Genomic DNA, 25870 nt, shown 5'->3' on the forward strand with positions numbered 1-25870 from the left:
GATAAAAAAAGCTAATTAAGAGCACACGGAGGATGCCTGGGCAATAACAGCCGAAGAAGGACGCGATAAGCTGCGATAAGTCAGGCCGAGATGCACATAATCAATGACGCCTGAATCTCCGAATGGGGCAACCCGCATGCTTGAAGAGTATGCACGAGAGTGGTAAGCCTGCGAACTGAAACATCTAAGTAGCAGGAGGAAAAGAAAGTAAAAACGATTCCCTGAGTAGCGGCGAGCGAACGGGGAGAAGCCTAAACCGTGCCGGTGCCAAGCTGGCAGCGTTGCCGGCGCGGGGTTGTGGGATTTCATACGACTGACGCCATAATGTCTAAGTGGCCTGGCAGCAAGTAGAATCAGCTGGAAAGCTGAACCGTAGAAGGTGACAGTCCTGTACACGTAAATGCTGAGCCATGACTTGAAACTCCCGAGTAGCGTCAAGCACGAGGAACTTGGCGTGAATCAGCGTGGACCATATCACGCAAGGCTAAATACTGTTATTGACCGATAGTGAAGAGTACCGTGAGGGAAAGGTGAAAAGAACCCTGTGCAAGGGAGTGAAATAGAATTTGAAACCGTGTGCTTACAAACGGTAGGAGCCCTTCGGGGTGACTGCGTGGATTTTGGTTAATCATCCTGCGAGTTATGATCAGTGGCAAGGCTAATTAATGAAGCCGAAGGGAAACCGAGTCTTAACAGGGCGGCTAAGTCGCTGGTCATAGACGCGAAACCTAGTGATCTAGGCCTGTCCAGGCTGAAGCTGAGGTAAGACTCAGTGGAGGGCCGAACTCACCGCCGTTGAAAAGTTGGGAGATGAGATAGGTCTAGGGGTGAAAAGCCAATCGAACTAGGAAATAGCCCGTTCTCTCCGAAATGCATTTAGGTGCAGCCTGAATCTTAGATAACTGGGGGTAGAGCACTGTATGATCTAGGGGGCGTACTGCTTACCGAAATCAAGCAAACTGCGAATACCATTTATTACTGATTCGGAGTGAGTCCGTGGATGACAAGGTCCGTGGACGAGAGGGGAACAGCCCAGACCACCAGCTAAGGTCCCAAATTATGTCTAAGTGGGAAAGGAGGTGGATATTCACAGACAACCAGGAGGTTGGCTTAGAAGCAGCCATGCCTTGAAAGAGTGCGTAATAGCTCACTGGTCGAGAGTATCTGCGCCGAAGATGTAACGGGGCTGAAGACATAAACCGAAGCTGTGGAAGCGGCCATGCCGCTTGGTAGGAGAGCGTTCTGTAGGTCTGCGAAGGCTGGCCGGAAGGCCTGCTGGAGACATCAGAAGCGAGAATGCAGGAATGAGTAGCGAGAAGGAGGGCGAGAATCCCTCCGGCCGGAAGTCCAAGGTTTCCGGGGGAAGGTTTGTCCGCCCCGGGGAAGTCGGGACCTAAGCGTAAGCAGAGATGTGATTGCGAATGGGAAACAGGTTAATATTCCTGTACCGCTGTCAGTCGCCTGAGTGACGGAGTGACGCAGCAAGGTATGTGAGAAGGCTGACGGAATAGCCTTTCTAAAGGCGTAGCCTGGGCACGCAGGAAAATCCGCGTGCCTAAAGGTGAGACCCTATGGGCAAGTGCTCCTGCACAAGTCACAGATCCTACACTGCCAAGAAAAACTTCTAGCGAGACTGGACAGCGCCCGTACCCTAAACCGACACAGGTGGACAGAGTGAGAAACTTAAGGCCGACAGGATAACTCTAGCTAAGGAACTCTGCAAAATAGCCCCGTAACTTCGGGAGAAGGGGTGCCTGACATACCTGAGGGGAGAAGCGCCTCAAGGGGAAACAGGCCGCAGTGAAGAGTCTCAAGCAACTGTTTACCAAAAACACAGGTCTATGCTAAGCTGGAAGGCGACGTATATGGGCTGACACCTGCCCAGTGCCGGAAGGTTAAGAGGAGGAGTGAGAGCTCCGATTTGAAGCCCCGGTGAACGGCGGCCGTAACTATAACGGTCCTAAGGTAGCGAAATTCCTTGTCGGGTAAGTTCCGACCTGCACGAATGGTGAAATGATTTGAGAGCTGTCTTGGCTGGAGACCTGGTGAAGTTGTAATGCCGGTGAAGATACCGGCTACCTGCAGTAGGACGGAAAGACCCCGTGGAGCTTCACTGCAGCCTGGCATTGGGTTCTGGCAATGTGTGTATAGGATAGTTGGGAGACTGCGAAGTTGAGGCGCCAGCCTCTTCCGAGTCGCTGTTGGAATACCAACCATATGCTGCCGGAATTCTAATCCGCTCGCGGAGACAGTGCTAGGCGGGCAGTTTGACTGGGGCGGTCGCCTCCAAAAGAGTAACGGAGGCGTTCAAAGGTTCCCTCGGGCTGGATGGAAATCAGCCTTCGAGTGCAAACGCATAAGGGAGCTTGACTGCAAGACCGACGGGTCGAGCAGGTACGAAAGTAGGAGTTAGTGATCCGGCGGTCCCTCATGGAAGGGCCGTCGCTCAACGGATAAAAGCTACCCCGGGGATAACAGGCTGATACTTCCCAAGAGTCCATATCGACGGAAGTGTTTGGCACCTCGATGTCGGCTCGTCTCATCCTGGGGCTGGAGAAGGTCCCAAGGGTTGGGCTGTTCGCCCATTAAAGAGGCACGCGAGCTGGGTTCAGAACGTCGTGAGACAGTTCGGTCCCTATCCACTGCAGGCGCTTGAGCACTGAAAAGATCTGACCTTAGTACGAGAGGACCGGGTTGGACAGACCTCTGATGTATCAGCTGTCACGCCAGTGGCACGGCTGAGTAGTCACGTCTGGCCAGGATAATCGCTGAAAGCATCTAAGCGAGAAGCCGGCTTTGAGATGAGTGCTCGCAGTATCCACAGAGAACATGTGGTCGATAGGCTGGGGATGTAAGCGCAGCAATGCGTTCAGTTGACCAGTACTAATATTACTTGGGCTTTTTTAATCTTTTGCTTGCCTGCTATTTATTTCCCATTGCCCTTTACATCCATTCTTGTTTGGTGACCATTGCGGCAGGGATACACCCGGTGACATCCCGAACCCGGCAGTTAAGTCTGCTTGCGCCTACGATACTTGGCATGCGCCAGGGAAAATAGGCAGTCGCCAAACTTTTCTTTTTCTGCGTCTCCGTAGCTCAGCTGGTTAGAGCATCTGACTGTTAATCAGAGGGCCGCTGGTTCGAGCCCAGCCGGGGACGCCATTTTTTTGTCTTAAAAAATACCAATTCTACATTTTTCTCATTTCTTTTTACTGAATTCTATTTGTTTTTAATTTTATTTGCTTGAAAAAAAATTTTAGTTATGATAATATTAAACATGATAAAATTAAAGAGTTAGAAAATTATTTATTAGTAAAAAAATGTTTTAGTAGATTTTTAAAATAATTAAAATATAAGATATTAAATATGAAAAAAATATTGTAGTTTGATTTGCGATATTTATTTTTAAGAAAGAAGGGAAGATATGAAAACTATTTTAGTTCCTGGTGGAGCAGGATATATCGGTTCACACACTGTGTTAGATTTGATTAAAAAAGGATTTAATCCTATTATAGTGGATGATTTTAGTAATTCTAGTAAAAAAGTTATTACAATTTTAGAAGAACTTTCTGGAGAAAAAATAAATTTTTATGAAATGGATATAAAGAATAAAGAAGGTTTGAGAAAAATTTTTAGAGAAAATAAAATTGACGCTGTTATTAATTTTGCAGGATTTAAGGCAGTGGGTGAATCTGTAGAAAAACCACTAATGTATTATGATAACAATTTATTTGGAATGATTACTTTACTTGAAGTAATGAAAGAATTTAATGTAAAAAATATCGTATTTAGTTCGTCAGCTACTGTTTACGGTGTTTCTGAAAAAGTACCTTTTGTGGAAACTGATCCAATGGGAGAAGTTACAAATCCTTATGGGCGTACAAAAGTAATAATCGAACATATTTTAATGGATTTGGCAAAATCTGACAATACTTGGAATATAATTGCTCTTAGATATTTCAATCCATTAGGTGCTCATGAAAGCGGAAGAATTGGAGAAGATCCAAACGGAATTCCAAACAATCTTTCACCTTATATAACTCAAGTTGCAGTTGGAAAATTAGAAAAATTACATATTTTTGGAAATGATTATGACACTCCAGACGGAACTTGTATAAGAGATTTTATTCATGTAAATGATTTGGCGGCAGGACATTCAGCAGCATTAAATTATTTATTTAATAATGAAAATCTTGGTTTTGATGCGATAAATTTAGGAAGCGAAAAAGGTTATAGCGTTCTTGAAATTTTAAGTAATTTTGAAAAAGCTGTTGGAAAAGAAATTCCTTATGTAATTGATGGCAGAAGAGCTGGAGATATTGCGGTTTGTTATGCAGATGCTTCAAAAGCTAAAAAATTATTGAATTGGGAAGCAAAATATACAATTGAAGATATGTGCCGTGATTCTTGGAATTGGCAAAAGAAAAATCCAAATGGATTTAAAGATTAATAATCATTATAAAACATAAATAAAAATTTTTTAGGAGGATTTTTTATGAAAAAATTATTTTTAGCATTTATGTTATTAGCACCAGTTACAATAGCATATGGAGAAAGAAATGAAATTATTGTCAGTCCAACTTATGTCAATCAAAAGAAGGAAAATGGTTCCAAAGTTGGAAAATATGCACTTGGAAGTGGAGTCAAGATTTTGACAGAAACCATATCTTCATTTGGTGATGGAAGTAATGCCGTAATAGGGGCAGGAGTGGGAGTTTCATATAATTCTTTGAAAGTTAAAGGAAATGGCATAAAGAGCGATTCTGGAAATTTAGTTTCAATCCCACTTTATTTGATATTTGGAACAGGAACAGATAATGGAATATACACAAAACTTTCAGCTGGTTTTGCAGTTAGAAACGGAAGTGTAAAATGGACTGACAATAATGGAGGTTCTGGAAAAATAAAGGCTAGACCGCTAACTGGATATGCTGCTTTTGGTGTTGGTATCAGAAAAGACAGATTTTCAATTGGAGTAAGTGCCAGCACATCGACAAAAGCAAAAAGAACTTATTCCAGCCCTACTAAACATTATAGAGATAACATTATGTTAAGCGGTGCTGCAATATCGTTAGATTTTGGATATGCTCTTAAATACGAATAATAAAAAAATTATAAAATTAGGAGTTTTCAAAAATTAAATATTTATACAATAAAGAGAATTTAAAATGAAAAAATTATTTTTAATGTTTATGTTATTAACACCGTTTGCAATGGCATATGGAGAAAGAAATGAAATTATTGTAAGTCCTATTTATGGTAAGCAAAAAAACAATAATGACAAAAATGCTCCTGTCAAAGGTGTTACAGGAAGCGGAATTAAAATCTCGCTTGAAGGAAAAGGTGGAGTTGATGATGATGTTGGAATGGGGTTGATGTACAATTCTCTAAAAGTTAAAGGGAAAGATATAAACAGCAATTCAGGAAGTTTAATTTCAATTCCAATTTATCTTATGATAGGAACAGGAACAGATAATGGAATCTATACTAAATTCTCATTTGGTTTTTCAGTTGCAAATGGAAATGTAAAATGGACTGATAAAAATGGTGGTAGTGGGAAAATAAAAGCTATGCCATTAAATGGATATGGAGCCATTGGTATCGGAGTTCAAAAAAACAGATTTTCATTTGGAATAAATGGTATTGTAACACCAAGACTTAAAAGGCAATATTCTAGTTCTACTAAAAGATATAATGATAAATTTTCAGATAGTGTAGTTTCATTAGAATTTGGATATCAACCTAATTATAAAGATTAAAAATTTTAATTTGAAAGGAACAAATAAAAATGAACGACTTTGAAGAAAAATTAAATAAATATGCAGAAGTAATTGTAAAAATTGGAGCAAATGTGCAAAAAGGTCAGAAAGTTTGGGTAAACTGTACGACTGATGCGTTGCCATTGGTTTATAAAGTTACGGAATTGGCTTATAAAGAGGGAGCGAGTGATGTTCATGTTAAATTGACAGATGATAAATTGTCGAGACTTCATGCTGAATATCAGTCGAAAGAAGATTATTCTCATATTCCTCAATGGGCAATTGACGAGAGAAATGATTATCTTGATAATAATGTAGTGTTTATCCACATTTTAAGCAGTTCTCCAAATTTATTTGCAGGAATTGATCCAGAAAAATTAGGAGCATTGGCAAAAAATGCGGGGGAAGCCTACAAACATTACAGAACATGTATTATGACAGATGTAAATTCATGGACGATTGCAAGTTATCCTTCAGCAGATTGGGCAAAACTTGTGTTCCCAAACGAAACAAATACTGATGTTGCACAGGAAAAATTGCTTGATGCAATATTGAAAACCGTAAGAGTTGATAAAGATGATCCAGTTAAGGCTTGGGAAGAACATAGAAATAATTTGAATGAAAAAGCTGAATTTTTGAATAGCAAAAATTTTGTGGCACTTCACTATACTTCAAAAGGGACTGATTTGACAGTTGGACTTCCTAAAAATCATATTTGGGTGGCAGCTGGTAGTAAAAATACAAAAGGCACAGAATTTTTGCCAAATATGCCGACTGAAGAAGTGTTTACGGCAGGGGATAAATATCGTGTGGATGGCTATGTTTCAAATAAAAAACCACTTTCTTACAGAGGAAATATAATTGACAATTTCAAATTGACCTTTAAAGATGGAAAAGTTGTGGATTTTGAAGCGGAAGAAGGGTATGAAATTTTAAAACAATTGCTTGAAACAGATGAAGGTTCCAAAAGAATAGGAGAAGTGGCACTAGTTCCCAATGATTCTCCAATTTCAAATTCAGGATTACTGTATTATCAGACATTGTTTGACGAAAATGCGGCAAATCATCTGGCACTTGGAGCAGCTTATCCGACAAATGTTAAAAATGGAATTAATATGAGTGAAGAGGAGCTGGAAGAAGCTCATATTAATCAGTCAATTTCGCATGTTGATTTTATGATTGGTGATGCTGAAATGGATATTGATGGAATTTTGGAAGATGGGACAAAAGAGCCAGTATTTAGAAATGGAAATTGGGCGTTTTAAATTTAATTTTAAAATTTTGGAGATAATGTTATGAAATGTGACAGTTTAGAAGAAGTGAGAGAAAATATTGATAATATAGACGATAAAATTATAAAATTAATTGCACAGCGTTCAGATTATGTAAAACAGGCTGCTTATTTTAAAAAGTCAAAAACAGATGTAAAAGCGGCTGACAGAGTTGAAAAAATAATAAAAAAGGTCAGGGAGAAAGCCAAAGTTTATGATTGTAGTCCAGATGTTGTGGAATTGATTTACAGAGATATGATAAATTATTTCGTTGGTGAAGAAATGAAAACTTTTGAAAAAAATAAATAGTCAATAAAAAAGAAACTGCTTTAAATTTAAGAGTTTCTTTTTTTTTATAAATTTTTATCTAAAATTATTTAAAATATCTTCATAATATTTCTTATATTTAGCTCCAATAATTTTTAAATCTCTTTCACAAGCTATATTATATGCATTTTTTACAATATCATCCAAATTTTCAACTTTATTTTCCACAATATTTTTTATTTTTTGACAAAATTCTTCGTTATCTTTAGCTTTAAAACAGCTCTTGCCGTCTTCAATCCAATCGTTGTAAACGGGGATGTCCCTTACAACTAATGGAAGTTCTGCTGAAAAAGTTTCAAGTACGACAATTCCTTCATTTTCTTCATAAGTTGTGAATAAAAATACTTTTGCTGCACTAAAAGCACCAATTAAAATATCTTTTTCTACATATCCTGGAAAAATTAAATTTTTGGGCGGATTTTCAATTATATCTTGAATTCTCTTTGGAAGCATTGATTTTACGCTTGACGAGCCAAACCACAAAAACTGATAATTGCTGCATTTATTTACGATTTTTACAAAATCTCTTATTCCTTTTCGCTCAAAAGGTAGACCTGCTGTGATTATAAGCGGTTTTTTTATGTCGTAAATATTTTTATATTCGTCTAAAAATTTTTTCTTTAATTCTTCACTTTTTTTAAATTTTTTTGTATTTACACCATTTGAAATAACTCTTATTTCTTTGTCTTCTTCTAAATATTTAGACTTTATCAAATTTTTGGTATATTCTGATGGAGAAATTAAGTAATCGGCAGCATTGTATAATTTTTTTGCCCAAAACTTTATTATTGGAGACAGAAAATAACTTCCTTTTATGCTTCCGCGAAAATCTTCATAAGTTGTATGTGTATGAAAAATAACAGGCTTCTTTAATTTTTTTGCTTCTTTTAACATCTCATAAGACTTTATTCCAATTGTATTTATGTGAACTAAATCATAGCTGTCCTCTTTATTTAATGTAACTTCGACATCATTTTCTCCAAGGGCTTCTATCTGATGATTTAGGGCTTGCCCAACGCCTGATTTGCTGAATGAATTTTTCCCCTCTGAATAAAGTAAAACTTTCACTACTATCATACTCCTCTATCGTTTTTTTATAAAGCGCTTCCACACGGTTTCCAAAATTTTCGGCTGTGTAATCCATAGAAACTGTAAAAGCATTTTTAATCATTTTTTTTCTAAACTCAATGTCCTCTTTTAATTTTTTTATATTTTCAATAAATTCCTCTTCATTTCTGTAAACTAGTCCAGCTTCAGTTTCTACAAGCAAATCTTCCAAATTTAAATCATATCTTGCATTAACTGGAACTTTTGCAACCATAGCTTCGACAAATGTAAGTCCCTGCGTTTCTGAAACACTCGCATTTAAAAAGACTTCTCCAATTTGGTAATAAATTGCAACTTTTTCATGCGGAACTTCTCCCACGAAGATAACCCTGTCTGAGATTCCAAGTTTTTTGGCCTGTTCTTTTAATTTATCGCCTGTATCTCCATAGCTTTTTCCAACAATCATAAATTTACATTTTGGATCACTAATTTTAGAAAACATGTCAATTAGCACATCAATACTTTTTTCCTGCGCCACTCTTCCGACATAGACACACAAAAAGTCGTCTTTTTCGACTCCAAAACTTTCTCTTATAAATTCTCTGTCTTCATCGGTGTAATTTTCACGATAAAATTTATCGACATAAATTCCAGTTGGAATTATATTTGGCTCTTTTTTTATTCCATAAGATTTTAATATGACAGCTACTTTTCTTGTTGGAACAATTAATTCGTTACATCTTTCACAGTAAAATTTACTTATCGCAGCTGCCACTTTCTTTCGTTGATTTTTTAAGTGATTTCCAAAAATGTAATGTCCGTAATATTCATACAAGGTGTGATAAGTGTGAATTAATGGAATTTCAAGTTTTGTTGCAACAAATCTTGCAAATGTTCCAACTCCCCATTCTGTTTGGCAATGAATTACATCAAGATCCAATTTGCTTATTTTTTTTATAATCTTTGCGGAATAGACAAGTCCTAATCTATATTGTGGCGCAGGTTTAAACTCTATGCTTGGGATTCTTAAAACATTGGGTTCAATCGCTTTTGCATCAGGATCAGTTGTCGTTATGATGTAAACTTTATGTCCTTTTTTTCTAAGTTCTTTTTCTAACGTTGTAATCGAACTTACAACTCCGTTCACTTGCGGTTTGTATGTGTCAGTAAATATACCTACTCTCATAAACTTTACTCCTTTTATTTTTTATTTTTTAAATAAAAATTTAAAATTCTTCCAAGAAAAATTTTCCAATTTTTCCCATTCGATAATCCTTTAAAAGTCGCTTAGAAACAATGCTGTAATCGTGCTCATCAGCTTTTGAAATTCCAAGCCTAGTTTCAAGAATACTTAAAATCTTGTGATTATCCAGCTCATAAATATTACTGTTTTCAAAATATTTTTCCAAATTATATGACTTTATCAAATTTTCAATTTTATTTAATTTTTTTAATTTTTCCAAAAATTTTAATGTAACTTGCTCTATTGGAAGCACATTATCTTTAATTGAACCAGTAATTGCAAGATTGTAAGCCACATTTTCGTCTTCAAATTTTGGCCACAAAACTCCTGGCGTATCCAAAAGTTCCAATTTTTCGTCAATTCTTATCCATTGTTTTCCACGAGTAAAACCTGGAGTATTTCCAACACGAGCTTTGTTTTTATTTACAAATTTATTTATAAATCGTGATTTTCCGACATTTGGAATTCCAACTATCATCGCTCGAACGACAGTTTTTCTAAGTCCCTTTTTTTTCATCTTTTCAAGTTTAGCTTCATAAATTTTATTAATAATTTTTCTCAGTTCGCCAAAATTTGTCCCTTTTTCGCAGCTCAAAGCTACAAAATATTCTGAAAGGTCATTAGAAATAAAATAGTTTTCCCACTTTTTTAATTCTTTTGCATCAATCAAATCGACTTTGTTTAAAATAATAATCTTTTCTTTATTTTTAGCAAGTTTTGAAATATCAGGATTTTTACTTGCAATAGGAATTCTAGCATCTAAAATTTCTATCACGATATCAACCAATTTAAGATTTTCAACTATCAAATCTTTTGTTTTTTTCATATGTCCTGGATACCAGTTTATATTCATTTTTTTCTCCAATTTTTAAATTTATATAATAAAATTATTTAAAGCAAAATAAATAATTTTATTATATACTCAAAAGCAGATTTGAGCATATATGAAAAAGTAAAATGTAAAAAAATTTTAAAATTTGTATTTAATTTTTATTTCTCTTTATTTTTAAAATAAATTCCGTCATCGTTAATCGCTCGAATAAACAAGACGATTTCACCTTTTATTGGCTTTTTTTCTAATTTTTCAATAATTTGTGAAACATTTCCTCTGGTAATTTCTTCATAAATTTTTGTAAGTTCTCTTGTTATGACAACATATCTTTCACCTAAATATTCTCTAACATCTTTTAATGTCTTTAAAATCCTATTTGGTGATTCTAAAATGACAATTGTCCGCTCTTCATCTTTTAATTTGTTAAAAAGCGTCTGTCTCCCTTTTTTTTTCGGCAAAAATCCTTCATAAGCCATTCTTCTCATATCAAGGCCTGAAATACTTGCTCCTGTCACAATTGAAGAAGCTCCTGGAATTCCCACAACTTTTAAGTCATTTTTTAAAATTTCATTTACTAACTCAAAACCAGGGTCTGAAATGCAAGGAGTTCCAGCATCAGTAACTAATGCAATATTTTTATTGTCTTTTAATAAATTTATTACATTTTGAATTTGGTGTAACTTATTGTGTTCATGATATTGGTACACCGTTTTTTCTATTTCATAATGTGAAAGCAGTCTTTTTGTAACTCTCGTATCTTCAGCAAAGATATAATCGACTTCTTCTAACACTTTTTTAGCTCGAAAAGTCAAATCTTCTAAATTTCCAATTGGTGTACCAACAACATAAAACATAATTTTTACTTCCTTTTTTTCTTGTTTTTTTTCTTTTTTATTTTATTTATTTTTTTTAATATTTAATTTTTTTATTTTGTTTTTTCTCTATTTTTTAATTTTTTTATTCATTTCTTCAATTGCTCTTTTTAATTGAACATCTCCAGCTGAAATTATTTTTTTAGCTTCAGCGTCACCTTTGTCTTTTTTAATTATTTCTTCGATTTCTTTTTCACGATTTTTTTTCGCCTGTTCACTTTCGTTTGTGTAACCTTTTAGTGTAAGCAATTCTTCCATATCAATTTTTATATCAGGTTCAATTCCTTTTTCGTGAATGTAATTTCCTTTTGGTGTAAAATATTGAGCAATAGTAAGTTTAATTGCATCGTTTGTTGCTGGAAGCGGTATAACCTGCTGTACGATTCCTTTTCCAAAAGTTTTATCTCCGATAATTGTAGCTCGTTTATAATCTTTTAATGCACCTGTAACAATTTCTGAAGCAGAAGCACTATTTTTATTTGTAAGTACAATTAGTGGAAAATCTCCTAAATAGTTTAGTGTTCTGTTGTAATTCTTTTGAGAACCATTTTTATCTTTTAGGTATACAATTAAGTTTTCTTTTACAAAAAGTGAAGTAATATCTTGAGCTTCAGTTAAACTTCCACCTGGATTAGATCTCAAGTCAAAAATTAAACCTTTCATTCCTTGACTTTGTAAGTTTTTGATAGCTTTTTCAACTTCGTGTCCAACATTGTTTCCAAATCTAATTAAACTTACATAACCGATTTTGTTGTCAAGCATTTTACTCTCAACCATTTCAAGTTTGATTTTAGATCTTGTCATAGTAACTTTAAATGGCTCTTTTTTTCCAGCTCTTGTCACTTCAACTTCGACTTTTGAATTTTCTTTTCCTTTTAGTAATTTCACTGTTTCATTTGCAGTCAGTGGCAAAATATCTTTTCCGTCAACTTTTGTAATTTTATCTTTTGGTTTTATTCCAACTTTTTCAGCTGGACTTCCGATAAATGGATCCAAAACTTCTAGTGCTTCTCCTTTTTTCTTGCTGATGGTCATTCCAACCCCAACATATTCTCCATCCATATCTTCAGAAAAATCTTTTAAGTCATCAGATGACAAATATTCAGAATAAGGATCGTTTAATTTTCCGATAATTCCAGCAACTGCGCCTTCGTAAAGGTCTTTTTTGCTAGGTGTAGCTTCTTTTCCGACGAATCTTTTTTCGACGATGTTTATGACATCTACAATTCTATTTAGCTCTGTCTGGTCTTTTGCGATGCTTGCATCATTTGATCTGTCTATCTGACCAGTTTTAATCGCAGTGGCAGCAGCTAATGGTAAACTTACAAGTGCCACTCCAAAAATTACTTTCAATATTTTATTTTTTTTCATTTTTCCTCCTAAAATTTTTTAATATAAAAAATTAAATTTATAAACTAGTTAGTTTTTTTACAGTTTTTTAAATAAATCAAAAATTCTTTATTTCCTTTTGTCCCTTTTATTGGAGAATCTTCGACTCCAACCAATGTATACCCACATTCTTTAGAAAAAGAAATTATTTTTTTTATTGCTTCATCGTGATATTCTTCATTTTCCACAACACCATTTTTTCCAATTTTCTCTCTTCCAACTTCAAATTGCGGTTTTATAAGCATAATAATTTTTCCATCTTCTTTGAGAAATTTTTTAAAATACGGTATGACTTTTGTTAGCGAAATAAATGACACATCAATTACAATAAAATCGACTTTCTCGCCTTTTAAATCACTTTCCTTCAAATCTTTTATGTGCATCTCTTCCATTGAGACAACTTTTTCATTATTTCTTAATTTCCAGTCCAGCTGATTCTTTCCAACATCCACGCTAAATACAAGTTTTGCACCATTTTGTAAGGAGCAGTCGGTAAATCCGCCAGTTGAAGCCCCGATGTCCAGAACAAGTTTGTCCTTAAAATCCAAATTCCATATTTTTATGGCTTTTTCTAATTTTAATCCACCACGGCTGACATATTTTAGTTTGTCTTTAATTCTTATATTTAGCTCGTCGGTATCTTTAAACATCATTCCAGCTTTTGTCACAGCCTGTTCATTGACAATGACATTTCCTGCCATAATTTCTCTTTTGGCTTTTTCTCTTGTCTCAAAAAATTTTTTTTCCACAAGCAATAAATCCAGTCTTTTTTTCATTTTTATCCCTTTTGTTAAGATTATTTTGCTAAAAATAAAATATTTGAAACAATAATCATTATATAATAAAATATTTTCCTTAATTTTTTATTTATTTTATATTATTGTAAGATTATTGAAAATGACAACAAATTTTGCAAAAATGAGCATAAAAAATATTTTAAAACTTCTAGCTAATTAAAGCATTATAACATATTTTTGCATATTTTTGAAGTTTTTTGAAAAAATTTGAATTAAATAAAAAAAATTGTTATAATTGAATTAAGAGAAATATTTATATAATATTAGAAATTTAGGAGGAAAAATGTTATCGGTTATTTTGGCAGCTGGAAAAGGGACACGGATGAAATCTTCAATTCCGAAAGTTTTACACAAAGTAAACGGGAAGCCAATGTTAAAATTGGTTACTGAAGTGATTGAAAATGTAGGAATTACAAAAAATATCTTTATTTTGGGACACAAAAAAGAAGTTGTACTTGAAGAAATGAAAAATATAGAATATGTAACCCAAGAAGAACAGCTTGGAACAGGTCATGCAATTTTAATAGCAAAAGATAAAATTGAAAAATACAAGGAAGATATTTTAATAACTTGTGGTGATACACCACTGTTAAAAGAAGAAACACTAAAAAATTTGAAAAAGGCGTTTGAAGAAAAAAAATTGGACTGTATCGTTCTTTCATGCAAAGTGAAAAATCCATTTGGATACGGAAGAATTATTAAAGAAAATGGAAAGATTACGAATATTGTGGAAGAAAAAGAAGCTACAAATGAAGAAAAATTAATAGATGAAATAAATACAGGAGTCTATATTTTCAAATATGAAAGTTTAATTTATGCAATTCAAAAAATTGATAATAATAATTCAAAAGGTGAATATTATTTGACAGATGCTATAAAAATCTTGACAAGTGAAAACTATAATGTGGATAGTTTTACAATTGATGACGAAAGTGAAATTTTAGGAGTAAATTCAAAAGTTCAACTTGCACAGGCAAATGAAATTTTAAAAATGAGAAAAAATATTGAGCTGATGGATAGCGGAGTAATTTTAATTGATCCAAAAACAACATATATTGAGCAGGAAGTACAAATAGGTGAAGATACTGTAATTTATCCGAACGTTGTAATTCAAGGAAATACAAAAATTGGAAAAAATTGTGAAATTTTGTCAAATACAAGAATTAAAAACTCTTCAATTGGAGATAATGTGAGAATAGAAAGTTCAGTTATCGAAAGCGCAGTAGTTGAAAAAAGTGCAACAATTGGTCCTTTTGCACATCTAAGACCAAAAGCGTACTTAAAAGAAACAGTTCATGTCGGAAATTTTGTAGAAATTAAAAATGCGACACTTGAAAAAGGAGTAAAATCTGGACATTTAACTTATATCGGAGATGCACAAGTCGGAGAAGATACAAATATTGGCGCAGGAACAATAACTTGCAATTATGATGGAAAAAATAAACATAAGACAATTATTGGAAGTGGTTCATTTATTGGAAGTAATTCGATAATTGTAGCACCTGTTACAATGGGAAATGAGGTATTCACAGCGGCAGGTTCGGTAATTACAAAAGATATTCCAAATAAAATGTTGGCATTTGGAAGAGCAAGACAAGTAAATAAAGAAAAAAAATAATTTTATAGCGAGAGAAAGAAGGAAAAAAATGATGTCATTATCAGCAAAAGACAAAGAAAAAATGAGAATATTTGCAGGTTCTTCGAGTAAAAAACTGGCTGAAAAAATAGCAAATTATTTGGATATGAAGTTATCTTCAGTTCAAATCGTAAAATTTGCGGATGGAGAAACCTTTGTAAAATCAGATGAAAGTGTGAGAGGCTGTAAAGTGTTCATTGTACAGTCGACTTCTAAACCAGTAAATGAAAGCTTGATGGAACTTCTGATATTTATTGATGCGCTAAAAAGAGCTTCAGCTAGAGAAATTATAGCAGTTATGCCTTATTATGGATATGCTAGACAAGATAGAAAAGCAAGTCCAAGAGAGCCAATTACATCAAAATTAGTGGCAAATCTACTTACAGTTGCAGGAGCGACAAGAGTTATCACAATGGATTTACATGCAAGACAAATTCAAGGATTTTTTGACATTCCAGTTGACCATATGGAAGCACTTCCAATTTTGGCAAAACATTTTATAAAGTACGGATTTAGTCCAGAGGATACAGTTGTAGTTTCACCTGATGTGGGAGGAGTGAAAAGGGCGAGAGGTCTTGCAAACTGGCTGCACACGCCGCTTGCAATAATTGACAAAAGAAGAGCAAAAGCAAATGTCTCAGAAGTTATGAACATAATTGGAGATGTAAAAGGTAAAAAAGCGATTTTAATTGATGATATGATTGATACGGCTGGAACAATTTGTAATGCGGCTCAAGCCTTGATAGATAAAGGAGCGACAGAAGTTTATGGGTGTGCGACACACGCGGTATTTTCAGGACCTGCAGTTGAAAGATTGAAAGAGTCAGCATTTACAGAAGTTGTAATAACAGATAGTATCGAACTTCCTGAAGATAAGAAATTTAAAAAGTTAAGAATACTTACAACAAGTAAAATGTTTGCAGAAACAATAAAAAGAATAGCAACAAGTAAAGCAATCAGTGATTTATTTGAAATGCCAGTGGAATCTGTGGAAAAAAAATAGACTATGGAAAAAATAAAAAAAAATAAAAAAAGCATAATACAGGAAAATATTATAAAAGTTATAAAAAGTGGAGGTGTTGTCGTATTTCCAACGGACACAGTCTATGGAATCGGTGCGCTTCCGCAAAAAGAACCTGTTGCAAAAATTTATAAAATTAAAAAAAGAGATTTTAGTAAAAAAATAATTGCACTAATAAGTGACAAAAAAATATTAAAAGATTTGGTGCAGGAGTCTTGTGAAAATATGTTAAAAATAGATAGAATATTGGAAAAATATTGGCCAGGAGAACTGACGGTTATTTTTCGTGCAAATAAAAATTTTACACATAAATTTGATGCACAAATGGAAACTATTGGCATAAGAATTCCTAAAAATAAACTGGCTTTGGAATTAATTGAAAAAGTTGGAGGAATTTTACTTACAACAAGTGCAAATGTTTCTGGGAAAAATGCGGTTTCTCGAATTTCAGATTTAGATTTAAAAATACAAAGAAAATCAGATGCGGTAGTTTTTGATGAAAAAAATGAAAATTTGACAGGAAAGCCGTCGACAATTGTAAAATATGAAGATGGGAAATTGACTTTGCTTAGGCAAGGAAATATTTTATTTGAAGAAATAGAAAAAAATTTTGACTGTTAATTAAAGTTTTAAATTAGAATTTTAATAAAATAAAAGGAGAGAATATGGCAAAAGTGATGAATCCTAATTCTGTGAGCAACATGGATTTGATTAATCAAAAAGCACAATTTAAAATGCAGCAATTAGTTCAAAAAATTGGAAAAGGGAAAAGAAGAGTGACAGTAACTTTTTCAAAAATGTCGAGAGGTTATGTCGCAAAAATGATTGAAGAAATGAAAAAGGCGATGGCACAATATGAAAGACAGCTGCCAAATCTTTTTAGTTTTTTTAATTATTTGGAAAAAGAAGTAAAAATTACAAAAGAAAATAAAAAAGAAAAGACAAAAGATGTAAAATTTTCTTATGAGGAAATAGATTTTTTTAAGTTGCAGTTAAATGAAACAATAAAAGGAATTGACACACAAGTTGCAACGTTAAAATGGTACAATTTAATAAAAAAAGGATTATTTAAGACACTGAAAAAACAGACTGAAACTGTTTTGGAAGAAGTTAAAAACGGAAAAGCAGTTAAGAAGAAATAAAAAAATAAAAAAAGAAATATATTAATAAAAGGGTTTGGGGGAACTTTAATGGAAAATAAAAATAATATTATTTCAAAAAGTGTAATTTCATATGTGAACGAAATTTTAAAGATAGGAATTTTTGAAAATGCAAGTGATATTCACATAAAATATGACAATGTTGAGGGAATGGAAATAAAATACCGAAAAGACGGCTATCTTATAGAAAGCTCAAATTTATACAAAAATATAAACAAAAATTTGTTGGAAAAGAATATTGTGGAAATAATTTCCAGAATAAAAATATTGTCACAGATGAATGTTGCGGAAAAGAGAAAGCCGCAAGATGGCAGTTTTTCAATTTCACTAAAAGACAAGAGATATGATATAAGAGCGGCGTATATGCCAACCTTTTATGGAGAGAGTATTGTCCTTAGAATTTTAGAAAATTATTTAGATAATGTGAAATTGGAAACTTTGGGATTTCTTCCAGAAAGTATAAAACTTTTAAAAAAAATTTTGAAAAGAAAACACGGACTTGTTTTAGTGAGTGGTCCGACTGGTTCTGGAAAATCGACTACACTTCAATCAATGATAAATAAAATCAATGATGGGAAGAGAAAAATAATAACTGTGGAAGATCCTGTAGAAATTAAAATAAATGGAATAGTGCAAGTTCAAATAAACAACGAAATAGGTGTAACTTTTTCAGAAATTCTAAAGGCAACTTTAAGAAATGACCCAGATGTCATAGTCATCTCAGAAATTCGGGATGAGGTGACAGCAGAAATTGCAGTGAGAGCTGCGTTAACTGGACATTTAGTTATTTCAACAATTCATACAAATGACGCTGTTTCAACAATTGTGAGATTAGTGGACATGGGGATTCCCAAATATTTAATTTTAGATTCTTTAATAGGCGTGGTTGGTCAGAGATTGGTGCAAAAAAAATGTCAAAAATGCGGTGGTATTGGATGTGGCGGTTGTAATAACGGACATAGCGGAAGAATTTCGATAAACGAAGTACTTTTGATAAATGATGGTGTAAAAGATATTTTGAAAAACAATAATTTGGGGATAGAATGCAAAAATAAGTTAAGAGAATTAAACGAAAAAAATAATTTAAATAATTTTGAAAAGTGTTTCATAAATTTTTATGAGGATATGAAAAATAAAATAGAAAAGAATTTGATTTTAGAAACGGATAATTTAGATATTTTATTTTAAAAAATAAAGAATAACCTTAAATAACCTTGAAATTTATTTTTAAGGTTATTTATTTTTAAAAAATTTTAAATCAGTCGAGGAAAAATATATGGAAACAGTTTTAATAACGGGTGCAAGTAGTGGAATCGGATGCGAGTTGGCAAAAGTTTATGCGAAAAATAATTACGATTTGGTTTTAGTAGGTAGAAGAATTGAAAGATTAAAGCAATTAAAAAGTGAAATAAAAAAAAGTAATCCCAAAATTCAAGTAAAAGTTATAGAAATAGACCTTTCTAAAAGCAAATCACCAGAAGACTTATTTCTTTTGTTGAAAAAGGAAAATATAAAAATAGATATTTTAATAAATAATGCAGGAATGGGAGTTTACGGAAATTTTTTGGAATTATCGAAAGAAGAGATGAAAAAGATAGAAAAAATGCTAAATTTAAATATGATAGCAATTGTTAAACTCACAAAAATATTTTTGAATAAAATGAAAACACATAAAAAAGGTGCAATTTTAAACGTTGCCTCAACAGCAGCATTTCAACCAGGTGGGCCTTTAATGGCAACCTATTATGCAAGTAAAAGTTTTGTGCTATCTTTTAGCGAAGGAATCAGATATGAATTAAAAGATACAGGTATAAAAGTTTCTGCACTTTGCCCGGGACCAACAATTACAGAATTTGAAAAAATGTCAGAAATAAAAAATTGGAGAGATAAAATAAAGGTTATGTCTGCTAAAAAAGTTGCAAAAATAGCTTTTAGAGATTTTAAAAAAGGGAAAAAAATTATAGTTCCAGGATATTTAAATAAATTCTCAATTTTAGCAAGTAAAATATTTCCAAGAGAATTACTTTTAAAAATAATAAAAAAAATTCAGCAAAATAAATAAAAAAAAATCTAAAAAAACCAGAAAAGAAGTTCTCAAAATAAGAAATAAAAAAAAGTAAAAAAAATCAAAAAAAAGAGTTGACAACGGAAATTTTTTTTGATATAATATATTCCGTCGATTGGGAAAAGGTCGGCGGAAGGACAATGGAAAGAGAAGAAGAAAAAGCAGAGTGATAGATAAGAAAATAGAAGTCAAGGCTTAGCAATAGGCCTCGTCAAGGAACAATAAGGTGAAATATAATGTTGAATGAAGAGTTTGATCCTGGCTCAGGATGAACGCTGACAGAATGCTTAACACATGCAAGTCGATGGGGAAGCGGCGCTTGCGCCGTGGCAACCATGGCGGACGGGTGAGTAACGCGTAAAGAACTTGCCGGATGGACCGGGATAACAGCTGGAAACGGCTGGCAAGACCGGATACTGTGGGCTGGCCGCATGGCTGGCCCATGAAAAGGGATGCCGTCCGAGAGCTTTGCGTCCTATTAGCTGGTTGGTAAGGTGACGGCTTACCAAGGCGATGATAGGTAGCCGGCCTGAGAGGGTGGACGGCCACAAGGGGACTGAGATACGGCCCTTACTCCTACGGGAGGCAGCAGTGGGGAATATTGGACAATGGGGGCAACCCTGATCCAGCAATTCTGTGTGCACGAAGAAGGTTTTCGGATCGTAAAGTGCTTTCAGCAGGGAGGAAGGAAGTGACTGTACCTGCAGAAGAAGCGACGGCTAAATACGTGCCAGCAGCCGCGGTAATACGTATGTCGCGAGCGTTATCCGGAATTATTGGGCATAAAGGGCATCTAGGCGGCCGGGTAAGTCCGGGGTGAAAACTGCTGGCTCAACCAGCAGCCTGCCTTGGAAACTACCCGGCTTGAGTGCTGGAGAGGTGGACGGAACTGCACGAGTAGAGGTGAAATTCGTAGATATGTGCAGGAATGCCGATGATGAAGATAGTTCACTGGACGGCAACTGACGCTGAAGTGCGAAAGCTAGGGGAGCGAACAGGATTAGATACCCTGGTAGTCCTAGCTGTAAACGATGATTACTGGGTGTGGGCATGAAGAGTGTCCGTGCCGAAGCTAATGCGATAAGTAATCCGCCTGGGGAGTACGGCCGCAAGGCTGAAACTCAAAGGAATTGACGGGGACCCGCACAAGCGGTGGAGCATGTGGTTTAATTCGACGCAACGCGAGGAACCTTACCAGATCTTGACATCCTCGGAAGGCGGCGGAGACGCCGCTGTGCCCTCGGGAGCCGAGTGACAGGTGGTGCATGGCTGTCGACAGCTCGTGTCGTGAGATGTTGGGTTAAGTCCCGCAACGAGCGCAACCCCTATCGCTAGTTGCCATCATCAGGTTGGGGACTCTAGCGAGACTGCCTGCGAAGAGCAGGAGGAAGGTGGGGATGACGTCAAGTCATCATGCCCCTTATGATCTGGGCTACACACGTGCTACAATGGCTGGTACAGAGAGATGCGACGCAGCAATGCCAAGCCAACCTCTAAAGCCAGTCCAAGTTCGGATTGAAGCCTGCAACTCGGCTTCATGAAGTTGGAATCGCTAGTAATCGCGGATCAGCAATGCCGCGGTGAATACGTTCTCGGGTCTTGTACACACCGCCCGTCACACCACGAGAGTTGTCTGCACCTGAAGCTGCCGGTCTAACCTTTCGGAAGAAGGCATCTAAGGTGTGGACAGTGATTGGGGTGAAGTCGTAACAAGGTATCCGTACCGGAAGGTGCGGATGGATCACCTCCTTTCTAAGGAGCATGTTTTCCTGCACTTCTTCTTTGAAGTTTTTCCTTTTAAGGACAATGGGAAATGAATAGTAGGTAAAAGATTACAACAAAATAGATTATTCTGTTTGATAAAAAAAGCTAATTAAGAGCACACGGAGGATGCCTGGGCAATAACAGCCGAAGAAGGACGCGATAAGCTGCGATAAGTCAGGCCGAGATGCACATAATCAATGACGCCTGAATCTCCGAATGGGGCAACCCGCATGCTTGAAGAGCATGCACGAGAGTGGTAAGCCTGCGAACTGAAACATCTAAGTAGCAGGAGGAAAAGAAAGTAAAAACGATTCCCTGAGTAGCGGCGAGCGAACGGGGAGAAGCCTAAACCGTGCCGGTGCCAAGCTGGCAGCGTTGCCGGCGCGGGGTTGTGGGATTTCATACGACTGACGCCATAATGTCTAAGTGGCCTGGCAGCAAGTAGAATCAGCTGGAAAGCTGAACCGTAGAAGGTGACAGTCCTGTACACGTAAATGCTGAGCCATGACTTGAAACTCCCGAGTAGCGTCAAGCACGAGGAACTTGGCGTGAATCAGCGTGGACCATATCACGCAAGGCTAAATACTGTTATTGACCGATAGTGAAGAGTACCGTGAGGGAAAGGTGAAAAGAACCCTGTGCAAGGGAGTGAAATAGAATTTGAAACCGTGTGCTTACAAACGGTAGGAGCCCTTCGGGGTGACTGCGTGGATTTTGGTTAATCATCCTGCGAGTTATGATCAGTGGCAAGGCTAATTAATGAAGCCGAAGGGAAACCGAGTCTTAACAGGGCGGCTAAGTCGCTGGTCATAGACGCGAAACCTAGTGATCTAGGCCTGTCCAGGCTGAAGCTGAGGTAAGACTCAGTGGAGGGCCGAACTCACCGCCGTTGAAAAGTTGGGAGATGAGATAGGTCTAGGGGTGAAAAGCCAATCGAACTAGGAAATAGCCCGTTCTCTCCGAAATGCATTTAGGTGCAGCCTGAATCTTAGATAACTGGGGGTAGAGCACTGTATGATCTAGGGGGCGTACTGCTTACCGAAATCAAGCAAACTGCGAATACCATTTATTACTGATTCGGAGTGAGTCCGTGGATGACAAGGTCCGTGGACGAGAGGGGAACAGCCCAGACCACCAGCTAAGGTCCCAAATTATGTCTAAGTGGGAAAGGAGGTGGATATTCACAGACAACCAGGAGGTTGGCTTAGAAGCAGCCATGCCTTGAAAGAGTGCGTAATAGCTCACTGGTCGAGAGTATCTGCGCCGAAGATGTAACGGGGCTGAAGACATAAACCGAAGCTGTGGAAGCGGCCATGCCGCTTGGTAGGAGAGCGTTCTGTAGGTCTGCGAAGGCTGGCCGGAAGGCCTGCTGGAGACATCAGAAGCGAGAATGCAGGAATGAGTAGCGAGAAGGAGGGCGAGAATCCCTCCGGCCGGAAGTCCAAGGTTTCCGGGGGAAGGTTTGTCCGCCCCGGGGAAGTCGGGACCTAAGCGTAAGCAGAGATGTGATTGCGAATGGGAAACAGGTTAATATTCCTGTACCGCTGTCAGTCGCCTGAGTGACGGAGTGACGCAGCAAGGTATGTGAGAAGGCTGACGGAATAGCCTTTCTAAAGGCGTAGCCTGGGCACGCAGGAAAATCCGCGTGCCTAAAGGTGAGACCCTATGGGCAAGTGCTCCTGCACAAGTCACAGATCCTACACTGCCAAGAAAAACTTCTAGCGAGACTGGACAGCGCCCGTACCCTAAACCGACACAGGTGGACAGAGTGAGAAACTTAAGGCCGACAGGATAACTCTAGCTAAGGAACTCTGCAAAATAGCCCCGTAACTTCGGGAGAAGGGGTGCCTGACATACCTGAGGGGAGAAGCGCCTCAAGGGGAAACAGGCCGCAGTGAAGAGTCTCAAGCAACTGTTTACCAAAAACACAGGTCTATGCTAAGCTGGAAGGCGACGTATATGGGCTGACACCTGCCCAGTGCCGGAAGGTTAAGAGGAGGAGTGAGAGCTCCGATTTGAAGCCCCGGTGAACGGCGGCCGTAACTATAACGGTCCTAAGGTAGCGAAATTCCTTGTCGGGTAAGTTCCGACCTGCACGAATGGTGAAATGATTTGAGAGCTGTCTTGGCTGGAGACCTGGTGAAGTTGTAATGCCGGTGAAGATACCGGCTACCTGCAGTAGGACGGAAAGACCCCGTGGAGCTTCACTGCAGCCTGGCATTGGGTTCTGGCAATGTGTGTATAGGATAGTTGGGAGACTGCGAAGTTGAGGCGCCAGCCTCTTCCGAGTCGCTGTTGGAATACCAACCATATGCTGCCGGAATTCTAATCCGCTCGCGGAGACAGTGCTAGGCGGGCAGTTTGACTGGGGCGGTCGCCTCCAAAAGAGTAACGGAGGCGTTCAAAGGTTCCCTCGGGCTGGATGGAAATCAGCCTTCGAGTGCAAACGCATAAGGGAGCTTGACTGCAAGACCGACGGGTCGAGCAGGTACGAAAGTAGGAGTTAGTGATCCGGCGGTCCCTCATGGAAGGGCCGTCGCTCAACGGATAAAAGCTACCCCGGGGATAACAGGCTGATACTTCCCAAGAGTCCATATCGACGGAAGTGTTTGGCACCTCGATGTCGGCTCGTCTCATCCTGGGGCTGGAGAAGGTCCCAAGGGTTGGGCTGTTCGCCCATTAAAGAGGCACGCGAGCTGGGTTCAGAACGTCGTGAGACAGTTCGGTCCCTATCCACTGCAGGCGCTTGAGCACTGAAAAGATCTGACCTTAGTACGAGAGGACCGGGTTGGACAGACCTCTGATGTATCAGCTGTCACGCCAGTGGCACGGCTGAGTAGTCACGTCTGGCCAGGATAATCGCTGAAAGCATCTAAGCGAGAAGCCGGCTTTGAGATGAGTGCTCGCAGTATCCACAGAGAACATGTGGTCGATAGGCTGGGGATGTAAGCGCAGCAATGCGTTCAGTTGACCAGTACTAATATTACTTGGGCTTTTTTAATCTTTTGCTTGCCTGCTATTTATTTCCCATTGCCCTTTACATCCATTCTTGTTTGGTGACCATTGCGGCAGGGATACACCCGGTGACATCCCGAACCCGGCAGTTAAGTCTGCTTGCGCCTACGATACTTGGCATGTGCCAGGGAAAATGGGCAGTCGCCAAACTTTTCTTTTTCTGCGTCTCCGTAGCTCAGCTGGTTAGAGCATCTGACTGTTAATCAGAGGGCCGCTGGTTCGAGCCCAGCCGGGGACGCCATTTTTTTTATTTTTTGGAGTGTTTCTATGGGAGTCAAAAGTAAGTTATTTGATAAGATTGTGATTTTTTGGAATGAAAATTTTAAATTTAGATTGGGAATATTTTTATTAGTAACTATTTTTTTCGCTTTTAAATTTCTTGAAAAATTTGAATTATCGATAGATATGGCGATTATCTTTGTTGTTTATATGTTTTCAATGACTTTTCACGAAATTGCACATGGATATGTTGCATATCGTTTTGGAGATGACACGGCAAAAAATATGGGAAGAATAACTTTGAATCCCCTAAAGCATATTGATTTATTTGGAATGATTGTTCCTTTTATAATATTTTTATGTGGATTTAAGTTTTTAATTGGATGGGCAAAACCTGTGCCTGTAAACTTTTGTAAGTTGACTCCTCGAAAAAAAGGGATTTTTTGTGTCTGCATAGCTGGAGTTATGGTAAATTTTATTTTAGCAGCAGTTTCGTTAATTGTACTTCGAATTATTGGAAATGGACTTGGAATTGATAATAATATTGTAAAAATATTGATTTATATTTATTTAATAAATTTGTTGTTAGGAATTTTTAACTTAATACCAATAACTCCTTTAGATGGCGGAAGAATTGTCTATTTTTTTTCTTCTGGAAAAATAAAAAAAGTTTATGATTTTATTGAAAAATATGGAGTTGTAATAATAATAATGATAGCATATTTTGTAAATGAATATTTTTCTGATAAAATTTTAATAATGTTTGATTTTTTTCTTAAATTAACAGGAACAAATTTAGGTCTTTAAAAATTATATGTTATAAAAGTAGAAAGTAGTTCAGAATTAAAAATTTGAAAAGCTGTCTCATAAAAAAAGTACGAAACAGCCTTATAAAAAATAAAATTTAAAATTATCTTTAAATTTTAATCAAAATTTCCCTCATTTTTTCAAACTCACCCCAATTTTTTTCATTTACAAACTTCCTCCATCTTTCAAAATCATTTTCTTTCATATAATTTCTCAATGTGGAAGCATTTATTTTTATATCATCTCTGGAAATTACAATAAAATTTACAGATTTTTTTATTTTTTCACTAAACCAGCTCTTACATTTAGATTCTTTGCCATAAACAATACAATCGACTTTTCCCAAAATTTTTTCTGCTTCACAAAACAAATAATCCCCCCATTTTGTAACATTTCCAGCTCCCAAGTCAGCGAGTGGGGAAATTACTAATTTATTTTCCACAATTTCATTTTCATAAATTTTTTTTATCAATTTTTTCCTTAATTCATAGGAAAAAGGATTTTCTATTGTTCCAAATTTATCGCTAGAACCAATAAATACCAAAACTTTGTCACATATCTCAAGAGCTTTATTTATAATATATTCATGTCCATTGTGAAATGTTTGAAATCTTCCCAGAACCAAGCCTGTCTTATATTTTTTCAT

The 25870-nt window shown here is 36.4% G+C and carries 19 protein-coding genes, 2 tRNA genes and 5 rRNA genes; 19 read left to right on the top strand and 7 right to left on the bottom strand.

All coding sequences use genetic code 11. The features are described 5' to 3' along the window. The first annotated feature begins 4 nt into the window (after positions 1–4). From BCB68_RS03740 to BCB68_RS03775, 8 genes are all read left to right on the top strand, one after another. Positions 5–2907: ribosomal RNA gene (locus BCB68_RS03740) — 23S ribosomal RNA — on the top strand. A 51-nt stretch (positions 2908–2958) separates the two neighbouring features. Beyond that, a 5S ribosomal RNA gene (rrf, locus tag BCB68_RS03745) occupies positions 2959–3071 on the top strand. 14 nt (positions 3072–3085) lie between these two features. Then, positions 3086–3162: transfer RNA gene (locus BCB68_RS03750), tRNA-Asn, on the top strand. A gap of 262 nt (positions 3163–3424) precedes the next feature. Further along, positions 3425–4450 (top strand): UDP-glucose 4-epimerase GalE, encoded by a 1026-nt coding sequence (gene galE / locus BCB68_RS03755; protein ID WP_094079594.1) that lies wholly within the window; start codon positions 3425–3427, stop codon positions 4448–4450. Positions 4451–4495: 45 nt separating this feature from the next. Then, positions 4496–5104: a hypothetical protein gene (locus BCB68_RS03760; RefSeq protein WP_094079595.1), complete on the top strand. Its 609-nt coding sequence runs from the start codon at positions 4496–4498 to the stop codon at positions 5102–5104. A 64-nt stretch (positions 5105–5168) separates the two neighbouring features. Then, on the top strand, positions 5169–5759 hold the full coding sequence (locus BCB68_RS03765; RefSeq protein ID WP_094079596.1) for a hypothetical protein: 591 nt from the start codon (positions 5169–5171) through the stop codon (positions 5757–5759). A 29-nt stretch (positions 5760–5788) separates the two neighbouring features. Next, the gene (locus BCB68_RS03770) at positions 5789–7024 is read left to right on the top strand and encodes an aminopeptidase (protein WP_094079597.1); all 1236 of its coding nucleotides are present in this window, start codon (positions 5789–5791) and stop codon (positions 7022–7024) included. 30 nt (positions 7025–7054) lie between these two features. Beyond that, positions 7055–7339: a chorismate mutase gene (locus BCB68_RS03775; RefSeq protein WP_094079598.1), complete on the top strand. Its 285-nt coding sequence runs from the start codon at positions 7055–7057 to the stop codon at positions 7337–7339. A gap of 54 nt (positions 7340–7393) precedes the next feature. On the opposite strand, the gene BCB68_RS03780 is transcribed toward BCB68_RS03775, so the two are convergent. The 6 genes from BCB68_RS03780 to BCB68_RS03805 all read right to left on the bottom strand — a co-directional run bounded on the left by BCB68_RS03780 (position 7394) and on the right by BCB68_RS03805 (position 13516). Beyond that, a complete protein-coding gene (locus BCB68_RS03780) occupies positions 7394–8434 on the bottom strand; it encodes a glycosyltransferase family 4 protein (RefSeq protein ID WP_237048699.1) in 1041 nt (346 codons plus the stop codon). Beyond that, entirely contained in the window at positions 8328–9590 is a 1263-nt protein-coding gene (locus BCB68_RS03785) for a glycosyltransferase (protein ID WP_094079600.1), read from the bottom strand. Before BCB68_RS03785 ends, BCB68_RS03780 begins: the two co-directional genes overlap by 107 nt. A gap of 40 nt (positions 9591–9630) precedes the next feature. Further along, the gene (ylqF, locus tag BCB68_RS03790) at positions 9631–10500 is read right to left on the bottom strand and encodes a ribosome biogenesis GTPase YlqF (protein ID WP_094079601.1); all 870 of its coding nucleotides are present in this window, start codon (positions 10498–10500) and stop codon (positions 9631–9633) included. A gap of 137 nt (positions 10501–10637) precedes the next feature. Continuing rightward, positions 10638–11333 carry a 16S rRNA (cytidine(1402)-2'-O)-methyltransferase gene (gene rsmI / locus BCB68_RS03795; protein ID WP_094079602.1) on the bottom strand — a complete coding sequence of 232 codons (696 nt, stop codon included), beginning with the start codon at positions 11331–11333 and terminating at the stop codon, positions 10638–10640. An 87-nt stretch (positions 11334–11420) separates the two neighbouring features. After that, complete coding sequence (locus BCB68_RS03800) at positions 11421–12722, bottom strand: S41 family peptidase (RefSeq protein WP_094079603.1); 1302 nt, start codon at positions 12720–12722, stop codon at positions 11421–11423. 44 nt (positions 12723–12766) lie between these two features. Further along, positions 12767–13516, bottom strand: coding sequence for a TlyA family RNA methyltransferase (locus BCB68_RS03805; RefSeq protein ID WP_094079604.1), 750 nt, complete (start codon positions 13514–13516; stop codon positions 12767–12769). 304 nt (positions 13517–13820) lie between these two features. Between BCB68_RS03805 and glmU the strand changes: the two genes are divergently transcribed. The 11 genes from glmU (at position 13821) to BCB68_RS03860 (ending at position 25224) form a co-directional block, all read left to right on the top strand. Next, complete coding sequence (glmU, locus tag BCB68_RS03810; RefSeq protein WP_094079605.1) at positions 13821–15155, top strand: bifunctional UDP-N-acetylglucosamine diphosphorylase/glucosamine-1-phosphate N-acetyltransferase GlmU; 1335 nt, start codon at positions 13821–13823, stop codon at positions 15153–15155. A 28-nt stretch (positions 15156–15183) separates the two neighbouring features. Next, on the top strand, positions 15184–16176 hold the full coding sequence (locus BCB68_RS03815; protein ID WP_094079606.1) for a ribose-phosphate diphosphokinase: 993 nt from the start codon (positions 15184–15186) through the stop codon (positions 16174–16176). A 3-nt stretch (positions 16177–16179) separates the two neighbouring features. After that, a complete protein-coding gene (locus tag BCB68_RS03820; RefSeq protein ID WP_094079607.1) occupies positions 16180–16815 on the top strand; it encodes an L-threonylcarbamoyladenylate synthase in 636 nt (211 codons plus the stop codon). A 44-nt stretch (positions 16816–16859) separates the two neighbouring features. After that, positions 16860–17336 (top strand): viral A-type inclusion protein, encoded by a 477-nt coding sequence (locus BCB68_RS03825; protein ID WP_094079608.1) that lies wholly within the window; start codon positions 16860–16862, stop codon positions 17334–17336. 48 nt (positions 17337–17384) lie between these two features. Next, the gene (locus tag BCB68_RS03830; RefSeq protein WP_094079609.1) at positions 17385–18542 is read left to right on the top strand and encodes a GspE/PulE family protein; all 1158 of its coding nucleotides are present in this window, start codon (positions 17385–17387) and stop codon (positions 18540–18542) included. Between the two features lie 88 nt (positions 18543–18630). Continuing rightward, positions 18631–19416, top strand: a complete 786-nt coding sequence (locus BCB68_RS03835) for an SDR family NAD(P)-dependent oxidoreductase (protein WP_094079610.1) — start codon at positions 18631–18633, stop codon at positions 19414–19416. Positions 19417–19659: 243 nt separating this feature from the next. Next, positions 19660–21171 (top strand): 16S ribosomal RNA (locus BCB68_RS03840). Positions 21172–21281: 110 nt separating this feature from the next. Beyond that, positions 21282–24184 (top strand): 23S ribosomal RNA (locus tag BCB68_RS03845). 51 nt (positions 24185–24235) lie between these two features. Further along, positions 24236–24348: ribosomal RNA gene (gene rrf, locus BCB68_RS03850) — 5S ribosomal RNA — on the top strand. Together the 16S, 23S and 5S rRNA genes with 1 tRNA gene alongside form the textbook arrangement of a ribosomal RNA operon. Before the next feature lie 14 nt (positions 24349–24362). Beyond that, positions 24363–24439 (top strand) — tRNA-Asn (locus BCB68_RS03855). A 26-nt stretch (positions 24440–24465) separates the two neighbouring features. Next, positions 24466–25224 carry a site-2 protease family protein gene (locus tag BCB68_RS03860; protein WP_094079611.1) on the top strand — a complete coding sequence of 253 codons (759 nt, stop codon included), beginning with the start codon at positions 24466–24468 and terminating at the stop codon, positions 25222–25224. A 109-nt stretch (positions 25225–25333) separates the two neighbouring features. Here the strand turns inward: BCB68_RS03860 and BCB68_RS03865 are convergent, their stop codons facing one another. Beyond that, a complete protein-coding gene (locus BCB68_RS03865; protein ID WP_094079612.1) occupies positions 25334–25870 on the bottom strand; it encodes an adenylyltransferase/cytidyltransferase family protein in 537 nt (178 codons plus the stop codon).

Origin of the sequence: Leptotrichia sp. oral taxon 498 (assembly GCF_002240055.1) — a bacterium.
Lineage (GTDB): Bacteria > Fusobacteriota > Fusobacteriia > Fusobacteriales > Leptotrichiaceae > Leptotrichia > Leptotrichia rugosa.